Genomic DNA, 15,323 nt, shown 5'->3' with positions numbered 1-15,323 from the left:
TGGCGCAGCTCACCCCAAGGCTGTGGAAGCAACACTTCGCGGCCAATCCGCTGCGATCCGATCTCTTCGAAATCTCGAAGTAGGCAAGGACGCCGGGCAGTTACCGCTTACGGACCGATGCCCTGAATTCAAAGGGATTAAGACACCACGTCGGTGGAGGTCCAACCCGCCGCTTCGTCCGGACCGATGCCCTGAATTCAAAGGGATTAAGACTCGTGCGTCACTTCGAGCCATTCGCCGGGGTTGAGTCCGGACCGATGCCCTGAATCCGTCACACTCCGTCCGGAGAACCGCAATGCACCGCCAGCCAGATGGCATCGGCGGAGACGGATTCGACGCGGTGGCGGCGGTGCGCCGGCAGGCTCACCCAGTCGCCCGCCTGCAGGGCCAGGGTACGCCCATCGGCGAACGCGAGTTCGGCCTCGCCCTGCACCATGACAACCCATTCGTCATCATCCTGGTCGTACCAGAAACCCGCCGGGCTGGGGTGGCCGTGGGAGACGATGCGCTCGATGCGGACCGCGGGGCGGGCGAACAGGGTTTCGAAGCACTCGCCTTCGCCCGTGCCGGGACCGCCGGCGAAGAGGTTGCCGCCGGCGGGCGGAGCCGGGGCGGTCATCGGCCCCTCCTCCCGCCCGATGCGCCGCCCCGGCCGTGATCAGCGGAACACGATGGTCTTGTTGCCATGCACCAGCACGCGGTCTTCGAGGTGGTAGCGCAGGCCGCGGGCGAGGACGGTCTTTTCGATGTCCTTGCCGTAGCGGACCATGTCTTCGACCGCGTCCGAGTGGTCGATGCGGATCACGTCCTGCTCGATGATCGGCCCCTGGTCGAGCTCGGCGGTGACGTAGTGGCAGGTGGCGCCGATCAGCTTGACGCCCTTCGCCCAGGCCTGGTGGTAGGGTTTGGCGCCGACGAAGCTGGGCAGGAAGCTGTGGTGGATGTTGATGATGCGCCCCGGATAGGCGGCGCACAGCGCGGGCGACAGGACCTGCATGTAGCGCGCCAGCACCATGGTGTCGCCGCGCACCTCCTCGAAGATGCGCTGCACTTCGGCGTAGGCGGCGGCCTTGTTGTCGGCGCCGACCGGCACGTGGTGGAAGGGAATGCCGTGCCACTCGACGAAGCCGCGCAAGGCATCGTGGTTGGAGATCACGCACGGGATCTCGATGTCGAGCTCCTTCGATTGCCAGCGCGCGAGCAGGTCGTAGAGGCAGTGCTCCTGCTTGCTGACGAGGAGGACGACACGCTTCTTGACCGCCGAATCGGTGATCTTCCATTCCATTTCCAGCTCGTCGGCGAGCGGGCGGAAGCGCTCACGGAACTCGGCGAGGTGGAAGGGCAGCGAGTCGGCGCGGATCTCGATGCGCATGAAGTAGCGCCCGACGGCTTCGCCGCCGCCCGCCGCACCGTCCGCGCGCGCCGGTTCGGCATGAAGCGCGGTCTCGAGGATCCAGCCGCCGTGCCCGGCGATGAAGCCGGAAACGCGGGCGACGATGCCGACGCGGTCGGGGCAGGAGGCGGACAGGGTGTAGAAGCGGGTGCGGTGCATGGTTACGTATGCCGGCAGTGGTTGGAGAAGCCGAACCCCCCGCGGGGGCGGGCGCAGCGAGCTGGAGCCGCACCCTCGCCGGAAGGCTTTTGCCGAAGTCAGGCGACTTTGGCGAACGCCTTGTCGATCTCGGCGCGCAGCGCGTCGTAGTCGCGCACCACCGGAAACTGCGGGAACTCGCGCACGACGTTTTCCGGCGGATGGAACAGGATCCCGCCGTGGGCCTCGCCGAGCATCGCGGTGTCGTTGTAGGAGTCGCCGGCGGCCACCACCTTGAAGTTGAGCTCCTTGAAGCGCTTCACCGCCTCGCGCTTCTGGTCGGCCATGCGCAGGTGGTAATTCACCAGGATGCCGTCGGCGCCGGCTTCGAGACTGTGGCAGAACAGCGTCGGCCAGCCGAGCTGGCGCATCAGCGGGTGGGCGAACTCGTAGAAGGTGTCGGACAGGATCACCACCTGGTAGGTCTCGCGCAGGCGGTCGAGAAAGGCGCGCGCGCCCTCCATCGGCCCCATGCCGGCGATCACGTCCTGGATGTCGGGCAGGCCGAGCTTCTTCTGCGCCAGGATGTCGAGGCGGTACTTCATCAGGGTGTCGTAGTTGGGTTCGTCGCGGGTGGTGCGGCGCAGCTCCGGAATGCCGGTGCGCTCGGCGAATTCGATCCAGATTTCGGGGACCAGCACACCTTCGAGGTCGAGACAGACGATACGCACGGGGCGCTCCTTCGAACAAATATCGGCAAAGAGCCGGATTCTAGCGCGCAGCCCTCCCGGGTGTCGAAAGGGGCAGGACAACCAGGGCTACCGCAGCTACCCATAATGCATGACACGATCATCAGTAAGGTGGACCGCAGCAGCCGTCTTCCCGCCAAATCGGGCCCAAGTTGCACAAAGTTTGTGCAACCCGTTGTTGGTGTGGGCAGGCGACTGGCCGCCCGAACATGCGATGTGCGTAGCTGCGGCAGCCCTGGCAGGACAACGGGACTGTTTCCATGCCTGCGGTAGCCGCCCTCACTCCGCCGGAATCGCCTCCAGCGCCTCGTGCAGCTCGAGCCAGCGCAGCTCGGCGTCCTCGATGCGCGTGGCGAGTTCTGCCTGGCGCTTGTGGAGCGCGGGCACTTCGCCGGCCTGCGGGCCGGTGTACAGCGCGGGGTCGGCGAGCCTCGCGTCGAGTTCGGCCTTTTCCTTGTTCCACGCCGCGAGGCGCTTGTCGATCTGCTCGACTTCCTTCACCAGCGGGCGGCGCGCGGCCAGCCGCGCCTGGCGCTCGGCCGCAGCCTGGGCGCGGTCGGCCTTACGCGCCGCCTTGTCCGCGGCCTGGTCAGGACAGGCGGCGGCCGCGGCGATTTCGGTGCGGCGCGTGGCAAGCCAGTCGCGGTAGTCGTCGAGATCGCCGTCGAAGGGCTGGATGCGGCCGCCGTCGACGAGCAGGAAGCGGTCGCAGGTGGCGCGCAGCAGCGCGCGGTCGTGGGAGACCAGCACCATCGCACCTTCGTAGTCCTGCAGCGCCATCGTCAGCGCGTGGCGCATCTCGAGGTCGAGGTGGTTGGTCGGCTCGTCGAGCAGCAGCAGGTTGGGGCGCTGCCAGATCAGCAGCGCGAGCGCCAGGCGCGACTTCTCGCCGCCGGAGAAGGGGCCGCAGGGCGTGGTCGCCGGGGTCGAAGTGCCGCCCACACCGTCGCCGCGGAAGTCGAAGCCGCCGAGGTAGTCGCGCAGCTCCTGCTCGCGCGTGGCGGGGTCGAGGCGGACCATGTGCTGCAGCGCGGATTCGTCCGGGCGCAGGGTCTCGAGCTGATGCTGGGCGAAGTAACCGGTGGCCAGGCCCTTGCCTTCCAGGCGGCGGCCGGCGGCGAGCTGCAGTTCGTCGGCGAGGAGCTTGATCAGCGTGGATTTGCCCGCGCCGTTGCGCCCGAGCAGGCCGACGCGCTCGCCCGGGCGCAGGGTCAGGGTGAGACGCTCGAGCACCGTCTTGTCGCCGTAGCCAACGACGCCGTCCTCGATCTGGAGCAGCGGATCGGGCGCCGGCGGCGCGTCGCGGAAGGCGAAGCTGAAGGGCGTATCCACGTGCGCGGCGGCGATGCGCTCCATCCGTTCGAGCGCCTTGATCCGGCTCTGCGCCTGGCGCGCCTTGGTGGCCTTGGCGCGGAAGCGGCGGATGTAGTCCTCCATGTGCGCGATCTCGCGCTGCTGCTTGTCGAACATCGCCTGCTGCTGCAGCAGGCGCTCGCCGCGCTGGCGCTCGAAGTCGGAATAGCCGCCGCTGTAGAGGGTGAGCTTCTGCTGCTCGATATGGGCGATATGGGTGACGCAGGCGTCGAGGAACTCGCGGTCGTGCGAGATCAGCAGCAGGGTGCCGCGGTAGTCGCGCAGCCAGGCTTCGAGCCAGATCACCGCGTCGAGGTCGAGGTGGTTGGTGGGCTCGTCGAGCAGCAGCAGGTCGGAGCGGCACATCAGCGCCTGCGCCAGGTTCAGGCGCATCCGCCAGCCGCCGGAGAAGTCCGCCACCGGGCGCTCGATGTCCGACTGCAGAAAACCGAGGCCGTCGAGCAGCGCCGCCGCACGCGCACGCGCCGCGTAACCGCCGATCTCGTGCAGGCGGGCGTGGAGCTCACCGATATGGCTGCCATCATGCGCCGCCTCGGCCGCGGCCAGTTCGGCCTCGATGCGGCGCAGCTCGGCATCGCCGTCGAGCACGTAGTCGATCGCCGGTTGCGCCAGGCCGGGCGTTTCCTGGGCGACATGGGCGATCACCCAGCCGGGCGGCAGGTCGAGGTCGCCCTGGTCGGGGTGGAGCTGGTCGCGCAGCAGCGCGAACAGGCTGGATTTGCCGCTGCCGTTGGCACCGGTGAGGCCGACCTTCCAGCCGGGGTGGATCTGCAGGCTGGCGCCTTCGATCAGGATTTTGGCGCCACGGGCGAGGCGCAGGTTGCGAAGGCTGATCACGAACGTAAACGCGGCCGGGCGGCCGCGGAGTCATCTAAAGGCGCTATTCTACGCCCCAGTCACTACGCTCCCGCCGAATCGCCCCCGGAAACCGCGCGCATGTCCAGCTCTCACACGCCGACGCCAACCCGCCCCGTCCCTTCCGCCCGCTTGCCGCTCCCCCTCGGCGACCGCCCGCCGGCCGCCCGCCGGACGGAACCGACCGCCACGGCCCGCTGCTCACCGCCCCGGCCGGGCAAGGCCCGGAGGACGATGCTCGCCCTCCTGATCGCGCTGGCGGGCATCGCCGCCCTGCCGGACGCAGCCCGCGCCCAGCCGACGGCGGCGCGCCAGCCGGGCGACGACCGCGCCCGCATCGCCGAACTCGAAGCCGAAGGCAAGGCCTTGCGCGCCCAGGCCGAAGCCACCTATCGCGCCGCGGAGGCGGCCTGCCACGAGCGCTTCCTGGTCAACCGCTGCATCGACCAGGCCAAAAAGGAACGCCTCGACACCATCACCCGCGCGCGCGGGCTGGAAGCCGAGGCGCGCCGCCTCGATCTGGCCGAACGCCAGCGCGCCGCCGACGCTGCCCGTGCACGCGCGATCGACGCGCCGCCGGCCGAGCTCCAACCGGCACAGGCCCTGCCTGCAACCCCTGACCTGCCACAACCGCCAGCAACACCGGAAACCCCGGCACCGGCAGCTCCTGCGCCCTCCGCTTCCGGCACCGCGCCCCCGGAGACCACCCCCGACGCTGCGCACATCCGCGCCGAGCGCGAAGCCGCCAGCCGCGCCGCGCAGGACGAAACGGAACGCGAACGCGCCGCGCGTGACGCCGAACGCGCCGCCGAGCGGCGCCAGGCGGAGGAAGATGCTGCCGAGCGCGCCGCCCAGGCCGAGCGCGACCGCGAGCGCTACGACGAACGTCTGCGCCGGTACGAGGAAGAACAGGCGGGCAAGAAGTAAGCCCCCGCTCTCGACCCTGCCTCGAAACCCGCGCGGACTCTACCGTTTCTCATATCGCATGATTCAAAACGCTCGCTTCCTCACCGAACTCCGCATCCTCGTCGGCTATCTCGGCGAACAGGCGCCCGCATGGTGGCTTAGCCGATTCTTCAGCCCGAATGCCGCCGCCTTTCTCGGCCCCGTCTTCGCCCGCACGCTCTTCCTGGCGCAGTGCCGCGGGGTGACCACAGCGGCGGCACGCCTCCATGACGAGCACATCGGCATTGGCCGTAGCTTCCACCTTTTCCGGCTGCCCGAAGGGCTCGAACAGGTGGTGGCCGCAACGCTTGCCGACCCTGGTTTCGAGGCCGGGATACGCCCGCAGCTGGACGGCCGCGATCAGGCGCTCGCGCGGCTCGCATCGCTCGGTACGGTGACTGCGGCCGCCGAAGGTCCGGTTTCGCTGGGTGCGATGGCCGAGGATCCGGCATCTCAGCTCGAAACCATCGCCGGCCTCTACGCCGATGCCTTCAGCAAGGGGATCCAGACCTTTCCCTACCTGCGAGAGGCGTAATGGCGGAAGGGCGCTTCTACACCACCCAGCTCCAGGCCGGGCTGGGGCTGATCACCGAAACCCGGCAATTGCTGGAACTCCACGAGCCCGGGCTGAGCGTCGCGGCGCTGACCGAGCGTGCGCTCGCCTCCGGCCGCTTTCCGCTCGTCACCGCCCGGCGCCTGCGCAACATCGTCGCCGAGTGTTTCGCACCGCGCTACCTGCGCACACCGAACACCGCAGCCGTGCTCAAGCGCCTGGCCGCCGGGCTCGCCCGCGCGGAATTCAATCAACTCCTGCTCATCCACACCGCCCGCGCCAACCGGGTGCTCGCCGACTTCATCCGCGAGCTCTATTGGCCGCGTTACGCTGCCGGCCGTGACGCGCTCACCCTGGACGATGCGCGCGAATTCGTCATCGCCGCCATGCGCGCCGGCCGCACGCAAAAGCCGTGGTCGGACACCACGATCCGCCGTGTCGCCACTTACCTGCTCGGCTGCTGCGCCGATTACGACTTGCTCGGTGGAAACGGCCGCGGCCCGCGCCCCATCCAGCCGCTGCGGCTGCACACCAAGGTGGCGGCCTACCTCGCTTACGACCTGCATTTTCAAGGCCTGGGCGACAACCAGCTCCTCACCCACGAGGACTGGCAGCTCTTCGGTCTCACCCCCGACGATGTGCGCGACCTGCTCAAGCGCCTGTCGCTGCAGGGCCTGTTGATCCTGCAGTCGGCGGGCGATGTGGTCCATGTCGGCTGGACCTGTAAAACCCTGGACGAGTTGAGCGATGTCATCACTCGATAACGACTTCAACGAGCTCATCGAACGCATCCGCCACGGCCGTGAGTTCGGCCATGCGAGCTTCGAGCCGATCTTCTACCTGGTCTTCCACCCGGAACAGATCCTGGACGTGAAGCGCCGCCAGTTCGCTTGGGAAAGGCGCCTCGCCAACGACGGTTGGGACGTCCACAGCTTCTCGATCGCCGACGAGATCGCCGACATCCTGGCCAAGGCCCCGATGCGCAAGATCTGGCTCGTCGCCGACCAGAAGGCGCCGCTCGCCTGGGACAAGGCCAACGGCTCGCTCGCCAATGCCGTGGCCGGCGGTGCGCTGCAGAAACGCCTGGAGGCGAAGCTCGAAACCCTCGAAGGCAAGCCCAAGGCGATCCTGCTGGTCACCGATCTGGAGGCGCTCCACCCCTACCTGCGCATCGGCGTCATCGAAGGCCAGCTCCAGGGCAAGTTTCACGTGCCCACCGTTTTCCTCTACCCCGGCGTGCGCACCGGAAAGACCCGCCTCCGTTTCCTCGGCTTCTACCCCGAGGACGGCAACTACCGCTCGGTCCACGTCGGTGGCTAAGGCTTGAGAGACTCCCATGGAAATCAGACAACTCTTCGACCCCGGCAAGGACATCTACCGCAGCATCGAGAAGGTGATCGCCTACGGCGTGTCGCAGGAAGAGCGGCTCAAGAAGGAAATCACCGAATACGTCGTCACCGACAGCATCGACGAGCAGTTCAACAAGCTGCTGCTGAAGATGCAGGCGGCGATGGACGCCGGCGGCGAGAACGAGGTCGGCGTGTGGGTGTCCGGCTTCTACGGCTCGGGCAAGAGCTCGTTCACCAAGTACCTGGGCCTCGCCTTCGACGACCGCATCAAGATCGACGGTGTGCCCTTCATCCAGCATCTGCAGGACCGCCTCAAGCGCACCCAGACCCGGCAGCTGCTAAGCACGGTCGCCAGGCGCTTCCCCGCAGCGGTGCTGCTGCTCGACCTGGCCAGCGAACAGCTCGCCGGCGCCACGATGGAGGAGGTGTCGACCGTCCTCTATTACAAGGTGCTGCAGTGGGCGGGCTACTCGCGCAACCTCAAGGTGGCCGCGCTGGAGCGCCGACTGAAGAAGGAAGGCCGCTACCAGGAATTTCTCGACCTGTTCGCCGAAGCCACCGGGGGCGAGCCCTGGCACAGCTACCGCAACGACGAGCTCGTCGTCGACAGCCTCATCCCTGCCATCGCGCATCGGCTCTACCCGAATCTTTTCAAGACCGACGCCGCCTTCTCCACCACGGCGACCGAGGTCATCCGCTTCGAGAACGACCGTGTCCAGGAGATGCTCGACATCGCCCGCGAGGCCTCGGGCAAGGACTACCTCGTCTTCATCATCGACGAGGTCGGCCAGTACGTCGGCTCGCGCCCCAATCTCATCCTCAACCTCGACGGCCTCGCCAAGAACCTCAAGGCGCTCGGCAACGGCAAAGTGTGGATCATCGGCACCGCGCAGCAGACGCTCACCGAGGACGACCCGCGCGCCTCGCTCAACTCGCCGCAGCTCTTCAAGCTCAAGGACCGCTTCCCGATCCAGCTCGACCTCGAAGCCAACGACATCAAGGAGATCTGCTTCACCCGCCTGCTCGGCAAATCCACCGACGGCGCCGCGGCGCTCGGCGCGCTCTTCGACCAGCACGGCCAGGCCTTGCGCCACCACACCAAGCTCGAGGACGCGCGCGCCTTCGGCGCCGACTTCGACCGCAAGACCTTCGTCGATCTCTACCCCTTCCTGCCCGCGCACTTCGACATCCTGCTGCACCTGCTGGGCGCGCTGGCGCGCTCCACCGGCGGCATCGGCCTGCGCTCGGCGATCAAGGTCATCCAGGACATCCTGATCGATGCCGAGAGCGGCCGCACCCCGGTCGCCAACCAGCAGGTCGGCTGGCTCGCCACCACCGTCACCCTCTACGACGCACTGGAAAAGGACATCCAGCGCGCCGAGCCGAGCCTGCACAAGGCGGTGAACACCGTCTGCCGCATCCGCTTCGCCGATTCGACGCTGCACCAGGAGATCGCCAAGACGGTCACGATTCTGCAGATCCTCAAGAACCTGCCGCTCACCCGGCAGAACGTCGCCAGCCTGATGCACGACAGCGTCAGCGGCGCGAGCCAGGCGGCTGCCATCGACCAGGCTATCGAGCAACTGATCTCCGACCCGATCGTGCCCTTCGGCGAGCAGGACGGCGCGCTGTGCTTCTTCAGCGAGAAGCTCAACGACATCGAGCAGGAGCGCAGCCAGATCGGGCTACGCGGCGTCGAACTCAAGCGCATCGCCAACACCGCGCTCACCGAGGTCTTCTCGCCGCTGCCCACTACCCAACTGCACAACTCGCTGGCGGTGCAGACCGGCCTCAAGGCGCAGGGCGCGGGCGGCATGCTCACCGCGCTCGCCGGCGACCGCAACACCATCCAGACCATCGTCGAACTCACCGACCCCAAGGACTACGACGCCACCCGCAGCCGCCTGCTCGACGAATCCCGCCACCCCTCGGCCAAGTACCAGATCTTCCTGGTCGGTCGCAGCACGCCCGAGATCGACGAGCTCACCGCCGAGATCTTCCGCTGCCGCGAGATCGCCAACAAATACCGCAACGAGCCCGACCAGGAGGTCAAGGAGTACTGCAACGGCCAGCTCGACCGCGCGAACCGGCTCACTGCCGAGCTCGAGCGCCTGACCCGCCGCAGCCTGCTGCAGGGCTCCTTCCTGTTCCGCGGCCAGGCCAGCGCGGTCGAGGGGCTCTCGAACGACCTGCACGACGCCGCCCGCAAGCACCTCGCCACCGTGGCCGAGCAGGTCTTCGACCGCTACGGCGAGGCTCCCGTCCGAGTAGGCACCGACCTGGCCGAGCGCTTCCTGCGCACCGGCAATCTCGCAGGCATCACCTCGCAGATCGACCCGCTCGGCCTCGTCCACACCCAGGGCGGCAAGCCGAGCATCCGCGTCGACCACAAGGCGCTGGTCAGCATCCGCGACGCCATCGACCGCGTGGGCGTGATCGAAGGCAAGGCCCTGGCCGACCGCTTCGGCGACGCCCCCTTCGGCTGGTCGGCCGACACCCTGCGTTACCTCGTCGCGGCGATGCTGGTCGCCGGCGAGCTCAAGCTCAAGGCCGGCGGGCGCGAGATCAGCGTCAACGGCCAGCAGGCCATCGAAGCCCTCAAGACCAACAACAGCTTCAAGAACGTCGGCGTCTCGCTGCGCGACGACAAGCCCTCGATGGCCATGCTGGCGCTCGCCTCGATGCGCCTCACCGAGCTCTCGGGCGACATGGTGGTGCCGCTCGAAGACGCCATCAGCAAGGCCACCATCAAGCTCTTCCCCAACCTGCAGCAGCGCTACGCGCCGCTGGCGGAGAAGCTGCGCGGCCTCGGCCTGCCCGGCGAGGACCGCCTCGACGCCCTGTCGCGCGACATCACCGACCTGCTGCTCACCGACGCCTCCGACGCGCCGCAGCGCCTGGGCAAGGAAGAATCGGCGCTGTTCGACAGCCTCAAGTGGGCCGCCGAGCTCAAGATCGCGCTCGAACAAGGGCTCGAAACCACGCTGCGCGAGCTGCAGCAGATCCGCGACGCCGTCGCCAGCCTGCCGCACACCGGCACGCCCGCGGTACTGCGCGAAGAGCTCGCCGAGCCGCTCGCGCAGATCACCGAGCGCCTGCAGCAGGCCGACTTCTACCGCGCATCCGCCGACCTCGCCTCCCGCCTCACGGAACTGCGCACCCGCATCCGGGCTGCGGTCGAGACGATGCAGGCCGCCCAGGCGACGCGGATCAAGGAGGCGGAGTCCGCCCTGCAGCGTGTGCCCGAGTGGATCGAGCTGAGCCTCCCCGAGCAGCAGGAGCTGCTCGGCCAACTCGAAGCGCTCGCGCTGGTCGCCTCCGCCGACCTCGCCGGCCTCAAGGCGCTGATCAACCGCGAGTTCGAGATCCAGGACCAGGTCCAGCAACTGCGTCGCCGCATCGAGCAACTCGGCCGCGAACGCCTGCAGGCGCGACTGGCCGAGGAACAGGCGCCGCTGGGCGTTCACGAAGGCCCCAAGACCATCAAGCGCCGGATCAAGACGCGCGCACGCATCACCGACCTGGCTGCGCTCGACGCGATGATCCAGGACCTGCAGAAGCTGCGCGGTGAGTTGAAGTACGCGCACAGTTTCGAGCTGGATGTGGAGCTGGACTGAAGCGCGGAGAAAGGCTGTATAGTGAAGTTACCCAAAGTTATCAAAAAACGCTAACGGCTATATATTTCGATAAGAAATGGATCCGCGACGTAATCCCTATGCCCCCGGCGCCGGCACGCCGCCGCCCGAACTGGCCGGACGTGACGACATCATCGAGCGCGCCTCGATTGCCCTCGATCGCATCACGCACGGGCGCGCCGCACGCAGCCTGATCATGTATGGCCTGCGCGGTGTGGGCAAAACCGTGCTGCTGCAGCGCATTGCCACCCAGGCGGAAGCCGATGGCATGACCACCGTCGTCATCGAGTCACCCGAGGGGCGTTCGTTGCCTTCGGTGCTCGGCCCGGCATTGCGCGCCGGCCTGATCCGGATGAGCCGTACCGAGGCTGCAAAAGCCGCAGCCAAGCGCGCGTGGGGTGCGCTCGCCAGCTTCGTGAAGGCAGCCAAGCTCAAGTACGAAGACATCGAATTCAACATCGATCTCGAGACCGAAGCCGGCGTGGCCGACAGCGGCGATCTCGAGGCGGACCTTACCGATCTGGTCGTCTGCGTTGGCGAGTGCGCCGCCGATTACAAGACCGCCGCGGTGCTGGTCATCGACGAGATGCAATACATTCCCGAGACGCAACTTGCCGCGCTGATCACCGCGTTGCACCGGGCCAACCAGAAGCAACTGCCCGTCACCCTGGTGGCGGCAGGCCTGCCCCAATTGCTGGGCCAGATGGGCCGCGCCAAGTCGTATGCCGAGCGACTCTTCGAGTTCGTGCCGATCGGCCCGCTCGACCCCGTCTCTGCCAGCCAGGCCTTGTGCGTGCCTGCCGAGCAGGAGGGCGTGAGCTACACCGACGAGGCGATCACGGAGATCACCAGCCGCACCGAGGGCTATCCCTACTTCCTGCAGGAGTGGGGCAAACACGCGTGGTCGGCAGCCGACGAGTCCCCGATAGACATCGACGATGCACGACGCGCCACCGAGATTGCACTCGCCGAACTCGACGCGAGCTTTTTCAGGGTCCGTTACGACCGTCTGACCCCATCAGAAAAACGCTACATGCGCGCCATGGCGGAGCTCGGCCCCGGCCCTCATCGATCCAGCGACATCGCCGAAATGCTGGGCCGCAGCATCAACACCGTCGCCCCGGTACGCGCAAAGCTTATCGAGAAGGGAATGATCTACAGCCCGGCACACGGAGACACCGCCTTCACAGTGCCGCTCTTCGACGGCTTCATGAAGCGCACCATGCCGGCACTGGGACTGGCGCAGCGGGGTTGATGCGTGAAATTGCCCGTGTTCCGGCCGGCACGCCCTGGCTCTCGGCCCGTCGCCTCGGTCCTTGCCAATTCGGCAGACCTCCTCGACCTCATGGATGGCTACGCCGACCCTGCCGTTACGCGCCAGTCGACATCGCCCGGCCGCATTCAGGAGCCGGACGCCGACACTGCGAATGGGGGCAAAGCGTTACCTCCGAATGGGGGTAACGATGAGGGTCATAAGCCCTGAGCTCCACTTTCTCGAATACCGACAACGCACCCGACACCCCTCATGGCCTTCGACGACAAGACCCGTAACCGCCTGCAAAAGCTCGTCAGCGACTGCCGTGGCCTGCTGAGCGCCGAGTTTGCCATCCAGGTGCAGCAGACCTACGGCCTCGACCCCAACAGCGGCGAGCTCACGCCGCTCGATCGCCTGTCCCACCTCTCCGACCGCGAACGCCACACCGCGCAGTTGCTGCGCGACACCCTGGCGCACTACCTGGCCGGCGATGAAGACGACAAGGCCCACCGCATCGCCGCCATCGACCGCATCATCCGCGAGCAGGCCTTCACCGTGCTCAACCGCCTGGCTGCGCTGCTGATGATGGAAGCTCGCGGCCTGCTGTTGCCGGCGGTCAGCCAGGGCCAGCAGTCGCAAGCCTTCGAGCTCTACAAGATGATCGCCGGCAGGGCCCTGGGCGAGACTGGCGACGCCTACCGCGTCTTCCTCTTCAGCCTGTTCGACGAGTTCGCCCAGGACCTGCCCGCGCTCTTCGACCGCTTCGCCCCGCAGGGCCAGCTCTTCCCGCGCGAGCCGGCGCTGATGCAGCTCGTCGACGCACTCAACCACCACGAGGTGGCAAGCCTGTGGGCCGAGGACGAGACCATCGGCTGGATCTACCAGTATTTCAACTCCAGGGACGAGCGCAAGAAGATGCGCGAGGCCAGCCAGGCCCCGCGCAACAGCCGCGAGCTGGCGGTGCGCAACCAGTTCTTCACCCCGCGCTACGTGGTCGAGTTCCTGGTCGACAACACCCTCGGCCGGCTGTGGTTCAACGCCACTGGCGGGCAATCCAGCCTCCGCGAGCGCTGCCAGTACCTGCTGGTGAAGCCCGACGAGGCGCCGCCCGCCGCCGTCAAGCTGCGCGACCCGCGCACCCTCAAGCTGCTCGACCCGGCCTGCGGCTCCATGCACTTCGGCCTCTACGCCTTCGACCTCTTCCTGGAGATCTACCGCGAAGCCTGGGACTGGGAGCAGACCCACGGCCCCGGCGCGCTCGATCTCTCCACCCGCCAGGCGGACGATCTGCGCCCGCTGTGCCAGAGCTATGCGGACGCCGACGCCTTTTCACGCGATGTCCCGCGCCTGATCATCGCGCACAACATCCACGGCGTGGACATCGACCCTCGCGCCGCGCAGATCGCCTCGCTCGCCCTGTGGCTGCGCGCCCAGCGCGCCTGGCACGAGGCCGGCACCCAGGCCCGGGCGCGCCCCGCGGTCGGCCACGGCCACGTGCTCGCCGCCGTCGCCCCGCCGGCGGAAAAGGCGTTGCGCCAACACTTCATGGCCCAGCTCGACACGCTGGACGCCGAACTCTTCGAGCACACCCTGTTCATGCTCAAGGGCCTGCCGGAGCTCGGCGTGCTGCTGCAGGTGGAGCGCGAGCTGCCGCAAGCTATTCGCCAGGTGTTCGGCGAACACGGCAGCCTGTTCAAGGACGCCGACACCGAGCAATGGACCCAGGCCGAAACCCGCCTGCGCGCCGCGCTCACCGACTTCGCCCAGGCCGCCCGCGCCAGCTACCAGGGCCGGCTGTTCGCGCAGGATGCGCTGCAGGGCCTGCGGCTGATCGACCTGACCCGCGAAATGTTCGACGTGGTGGTGATGAACCCGCCCTTCGGCGCGCTCGCCGCCAACACCAAGGAGCGGCTGGCCAAAGCCTACCCGCGCAGCAAGAACGACCTGCTGGCGATCTTCGTCGAACGAGGACTGGCGCTGCTGCGCCCCGGTGGCCGGCTGGGAGCGATCACTTCGCGCACCTGCTTCTTCCTGTCGAGTTTCCAGAAATGGCGGGAGGAGATCGTGCTCGGCGTAGCCACGCCGGAGGTCATGGCCGACCTGGGGCATGGGGTGATGGATGACGCGATGGTCGAAGCGGCGGCGTATTGTCTGGTCAGGAACTGAGAATAAGGAGGGCGCAAGCCATGTTGAATACCGTCCGTGCCACCGTCACGCCTTCGGGCACCATCGTCTTCGACGAAGCCGTTCATCTGGTTCGTCCCACCGCGGTGCTGGTGACCTTGCTCGAAGAAGCCGTCGTCGACCCGAGCGCCGCAGCGCAAGATCCTCTGTCCTGGCCGCTGACCGAAGCGGAACAGCAGGTGTGGGACGACTTTCCGGAGTTCCGCAAGCAGCATCCCTTGAGTCTGGATTCGATGGAACGCGGCGCGTGAATTACCTGCTCGATACCAACGTCCTCAGCGATCTGCTGCGCGGGCAGGAGCCGGTGAAGTCCCGGTTCACACGGGTCCGGGGTCACGTCCGTTTCATCCTCTCGCCCGTCGTGGACTTTGAGATCCGACGTTACCTGCTGCTCAAAGGGGAGAAGAAAAACCAGGCGCAATACGACGCCCTGGTTGGCGCCTGGTTCGAGCCGGCTTTCGATGCGGCGCATTGGCAACAGGCCGCCGAACTCTGGGCGGCGCGTCACCGTATCGGGAAGCCCATCGCGGACGCCGATCTCCTGATCGCCGTCACCGCCTTGCGCCAGAACGCGACCCTCGTCACCAACAACATGGACCATTTTCTCGACCTGGGGCTGTCGCTCGAGGACTGGAGGAAGCCGTGACCACCTTCCTGCGATTGCTCGCCGAGGATGACAAGGCCGCCGCGCTGGCGGAAAGCTGCGTGCGGGTGCGGCAGGGGACGGAGGAGGGCCGGTGTTTCGAGGTGGCGCCGGAGAACTTCGATGCGGTGCCGGGGAAGCCGTTTGCGTATTGGGTCAGCACGAATATTCGAGCTGTTTTTGTTTCCCATCCCGAGTTTCTGTCGCCGCGGCGAACTCCAACCTTCGGCGCATCGACAAAAAATGACTT

13 protein-coding genes are annotated in these 15,323 nt (G+C 67.3%); 9 read left to right on the top strand and 4 right to left on the bottom strand.

Features of this window, described 5'->3' with window-relative positions:
• Positions 1 to 271: 271 nt before the first annotated feature.
• From MXC99_RS10650 to MXC99_RS10635, 4 genes are all read right to left on the bottom strand, one after another.
• Positions 272 to 619, bottom strand: a complete 348-nt coding sequence (locus MXC99_RS10650; RefSeq protein ID WP_247725428.1) for a cupin domain-containing protein — start codon at positions 617 to 619, stop codon at positions 272 to 274.
• 39 nt (positions 620 to 658) lie between these two features.
• Positions 659 to 1,552, bottom strand: a complete 894-nt coding sequence (gene purU, locus MXC99_RS10645) for a formyltetrahydrofolate deformylase (RefSeq protein WP_247725427.1) — start codon at positions 1,550 to 1,552, stop codon at positions 659 to 661.
• A gap of 98 nt (positions 1,553 to 1,650) precedes the next feature.
• Positions 1,651 to 2,262 (bottom strand): bifunctional phosphoserine phosphatase/homoserine phosphotransferase ThrH, encoded by a 612-nt coding sequence (gene thrH / locus MXC99_RS10640; RefSeq protein ID WP_247725426.1) that lies wholly within the window; start codon positions 2,260 to 2,262, stop codon positions 1,651 to 1,653.
• Between the two features lie 297 nt (positions 2,263 to 2,559).
• Entirely contained in the window at positions 2,560 to 4,491 is a 1,932-nt protein-coding gene (locus MXC99_RS10635; protein WP_247725425.1) for an ATP-binding cassette domain-containing protein, read from the bottom strand.
• Between the two features lie 252 nt (positions 4,492 to 4,743).
• Between MXC99_RS10635 and MXC99_RS10630 the strand changes: the two genes are divergently transcribed.
• From MXC99_RS10630 to MXC99_RS10590, 9 genes are all read left to right on the top strand, one after another.
• Entirely contained in the window at positions 4,744 to 5,436 is a 693-nt protein-coding gene (locus MXC99_RS10630) for a hypothetical protein (protein WP_247725424.1), read from the top strand.
• 58 nt (positions 5,437 to 5,494) lie between these two features.
• On the top strand, positions 5,495 to 5,989 hold the full coding sequence (locus MXC99_RS10625; RefSeq protein ID WP_247725423.1) for a BrxE family protein: 495 nt from the start codon (positions 5,495 to 5,497) through the stop codon (positions 5,987 to 5,989).
• Positions 5,989 to 6,771 carry a BrxA family protein gene (locus tag MXC99_RS10620; protein WP_247725422.1) on the top strand — a complete coding sequence of 261 codons (783 nt, stop codon included), beginning with the start codon at positions 5,989 to 5,991 and terminating at the stop codon, positions 6,769 to 6,771. Before MXC99_RS10625 ends, MXC99_RS10620 begins: the two co-directional genes overlap by 1 nt.
• Complete coding sequence (locus MXC99_RS10615; RefSeq protein WP_247725421.1) at positions 6,755 to 7,327, top strand: BREX protein BrxB domain-containing protein; 573 nt, start codon at positions 6,755 to 6,757, stop codon at positions 7,325 to 7,327. Before MXC99_RS10620 ends, MXC99_RS10615 begins: the two co-directional genes overlap by 17 nt.
• Before the next feature lie 16 nt (positions 7,328 to 7,343).
• Positions 7,344 to 10,973 carry a BREX system P-loop protein BrxC gene (brxC, locus tag MXC99_RS10610; protein ID WP_247725420.1) on the top strand — a complete coding sequence of 1,210 codons (3,630 nt, stop codon included), beginning with the start codon at positions 7,344 to 7,346 and terminating at the stop codon, positions 10,971 to 10,973.
• A gap of 76 nt (positions 10,974 to 11,049) precedes the next feature.
• The gene (locus MXC99_RS10605) at positions 11,050 to 12,246 is read left to right on the top strand and encodes an AAA family ATPase (protein ID WP_247725419.1); all 1,197 of its coding nucleotides are present in this window, start codon (positions 11,050 to 11,052) and stop codon (positions 12,244 to 12,246) included.
• Between the two features lie 270 nt (positions 12,247 to 12,516).
• On the top strand, positions 12,517 to 14,412 hold the full coding sequence (locus tag MXC99_RS10600) for a BREX-1 system adenine-specific DNA-methyltransferase PglX (protein WP_247725418.1): 1,896 nt from the start codon (positions 12,517 to 12,519) through the stop codon (positions 14,410 to 14,412).
• 20 nt (positions 14,413 to 14,432) lie between these two features.
• A complete protein-coding gene (locus MXC99_RS10595) occupies positions 14,433 to 14,681 on the top strand; it encodes a hypothetical protein (RefSeq protein ID WP_247725417.1) in 249 nt (82 codons plus the stop codon).
• Positions 14,678 to 15,076, top strand: coding sequence for a PIN domain-containing protein (locus MXC99_RS10590; protein ID WP_247725416.1), 399 nt, complete (start codon positions 14,678 to 14,680; stop codon positions 15,074 to 15,076). Before MXC99_RS10595 ends, MXC99_RS10590 begins: the two co-directional genes overlap by 4 nt.
• Positions 15,077 to 15,323 lie beyond the last annotated feature (247 nt).

The organism is Thauera aromatica (genome assembly GCF_023093595.1).
GTDB lineage: Bacteria > Pseudomonadota > Gammaproteobacteria > Burkholderiales > Rhodocyclaceae > Thauera > Thauera aromatica_A.
This window is presented reverse-complemented; position numbering and strand designations above follow the sequence as displayed.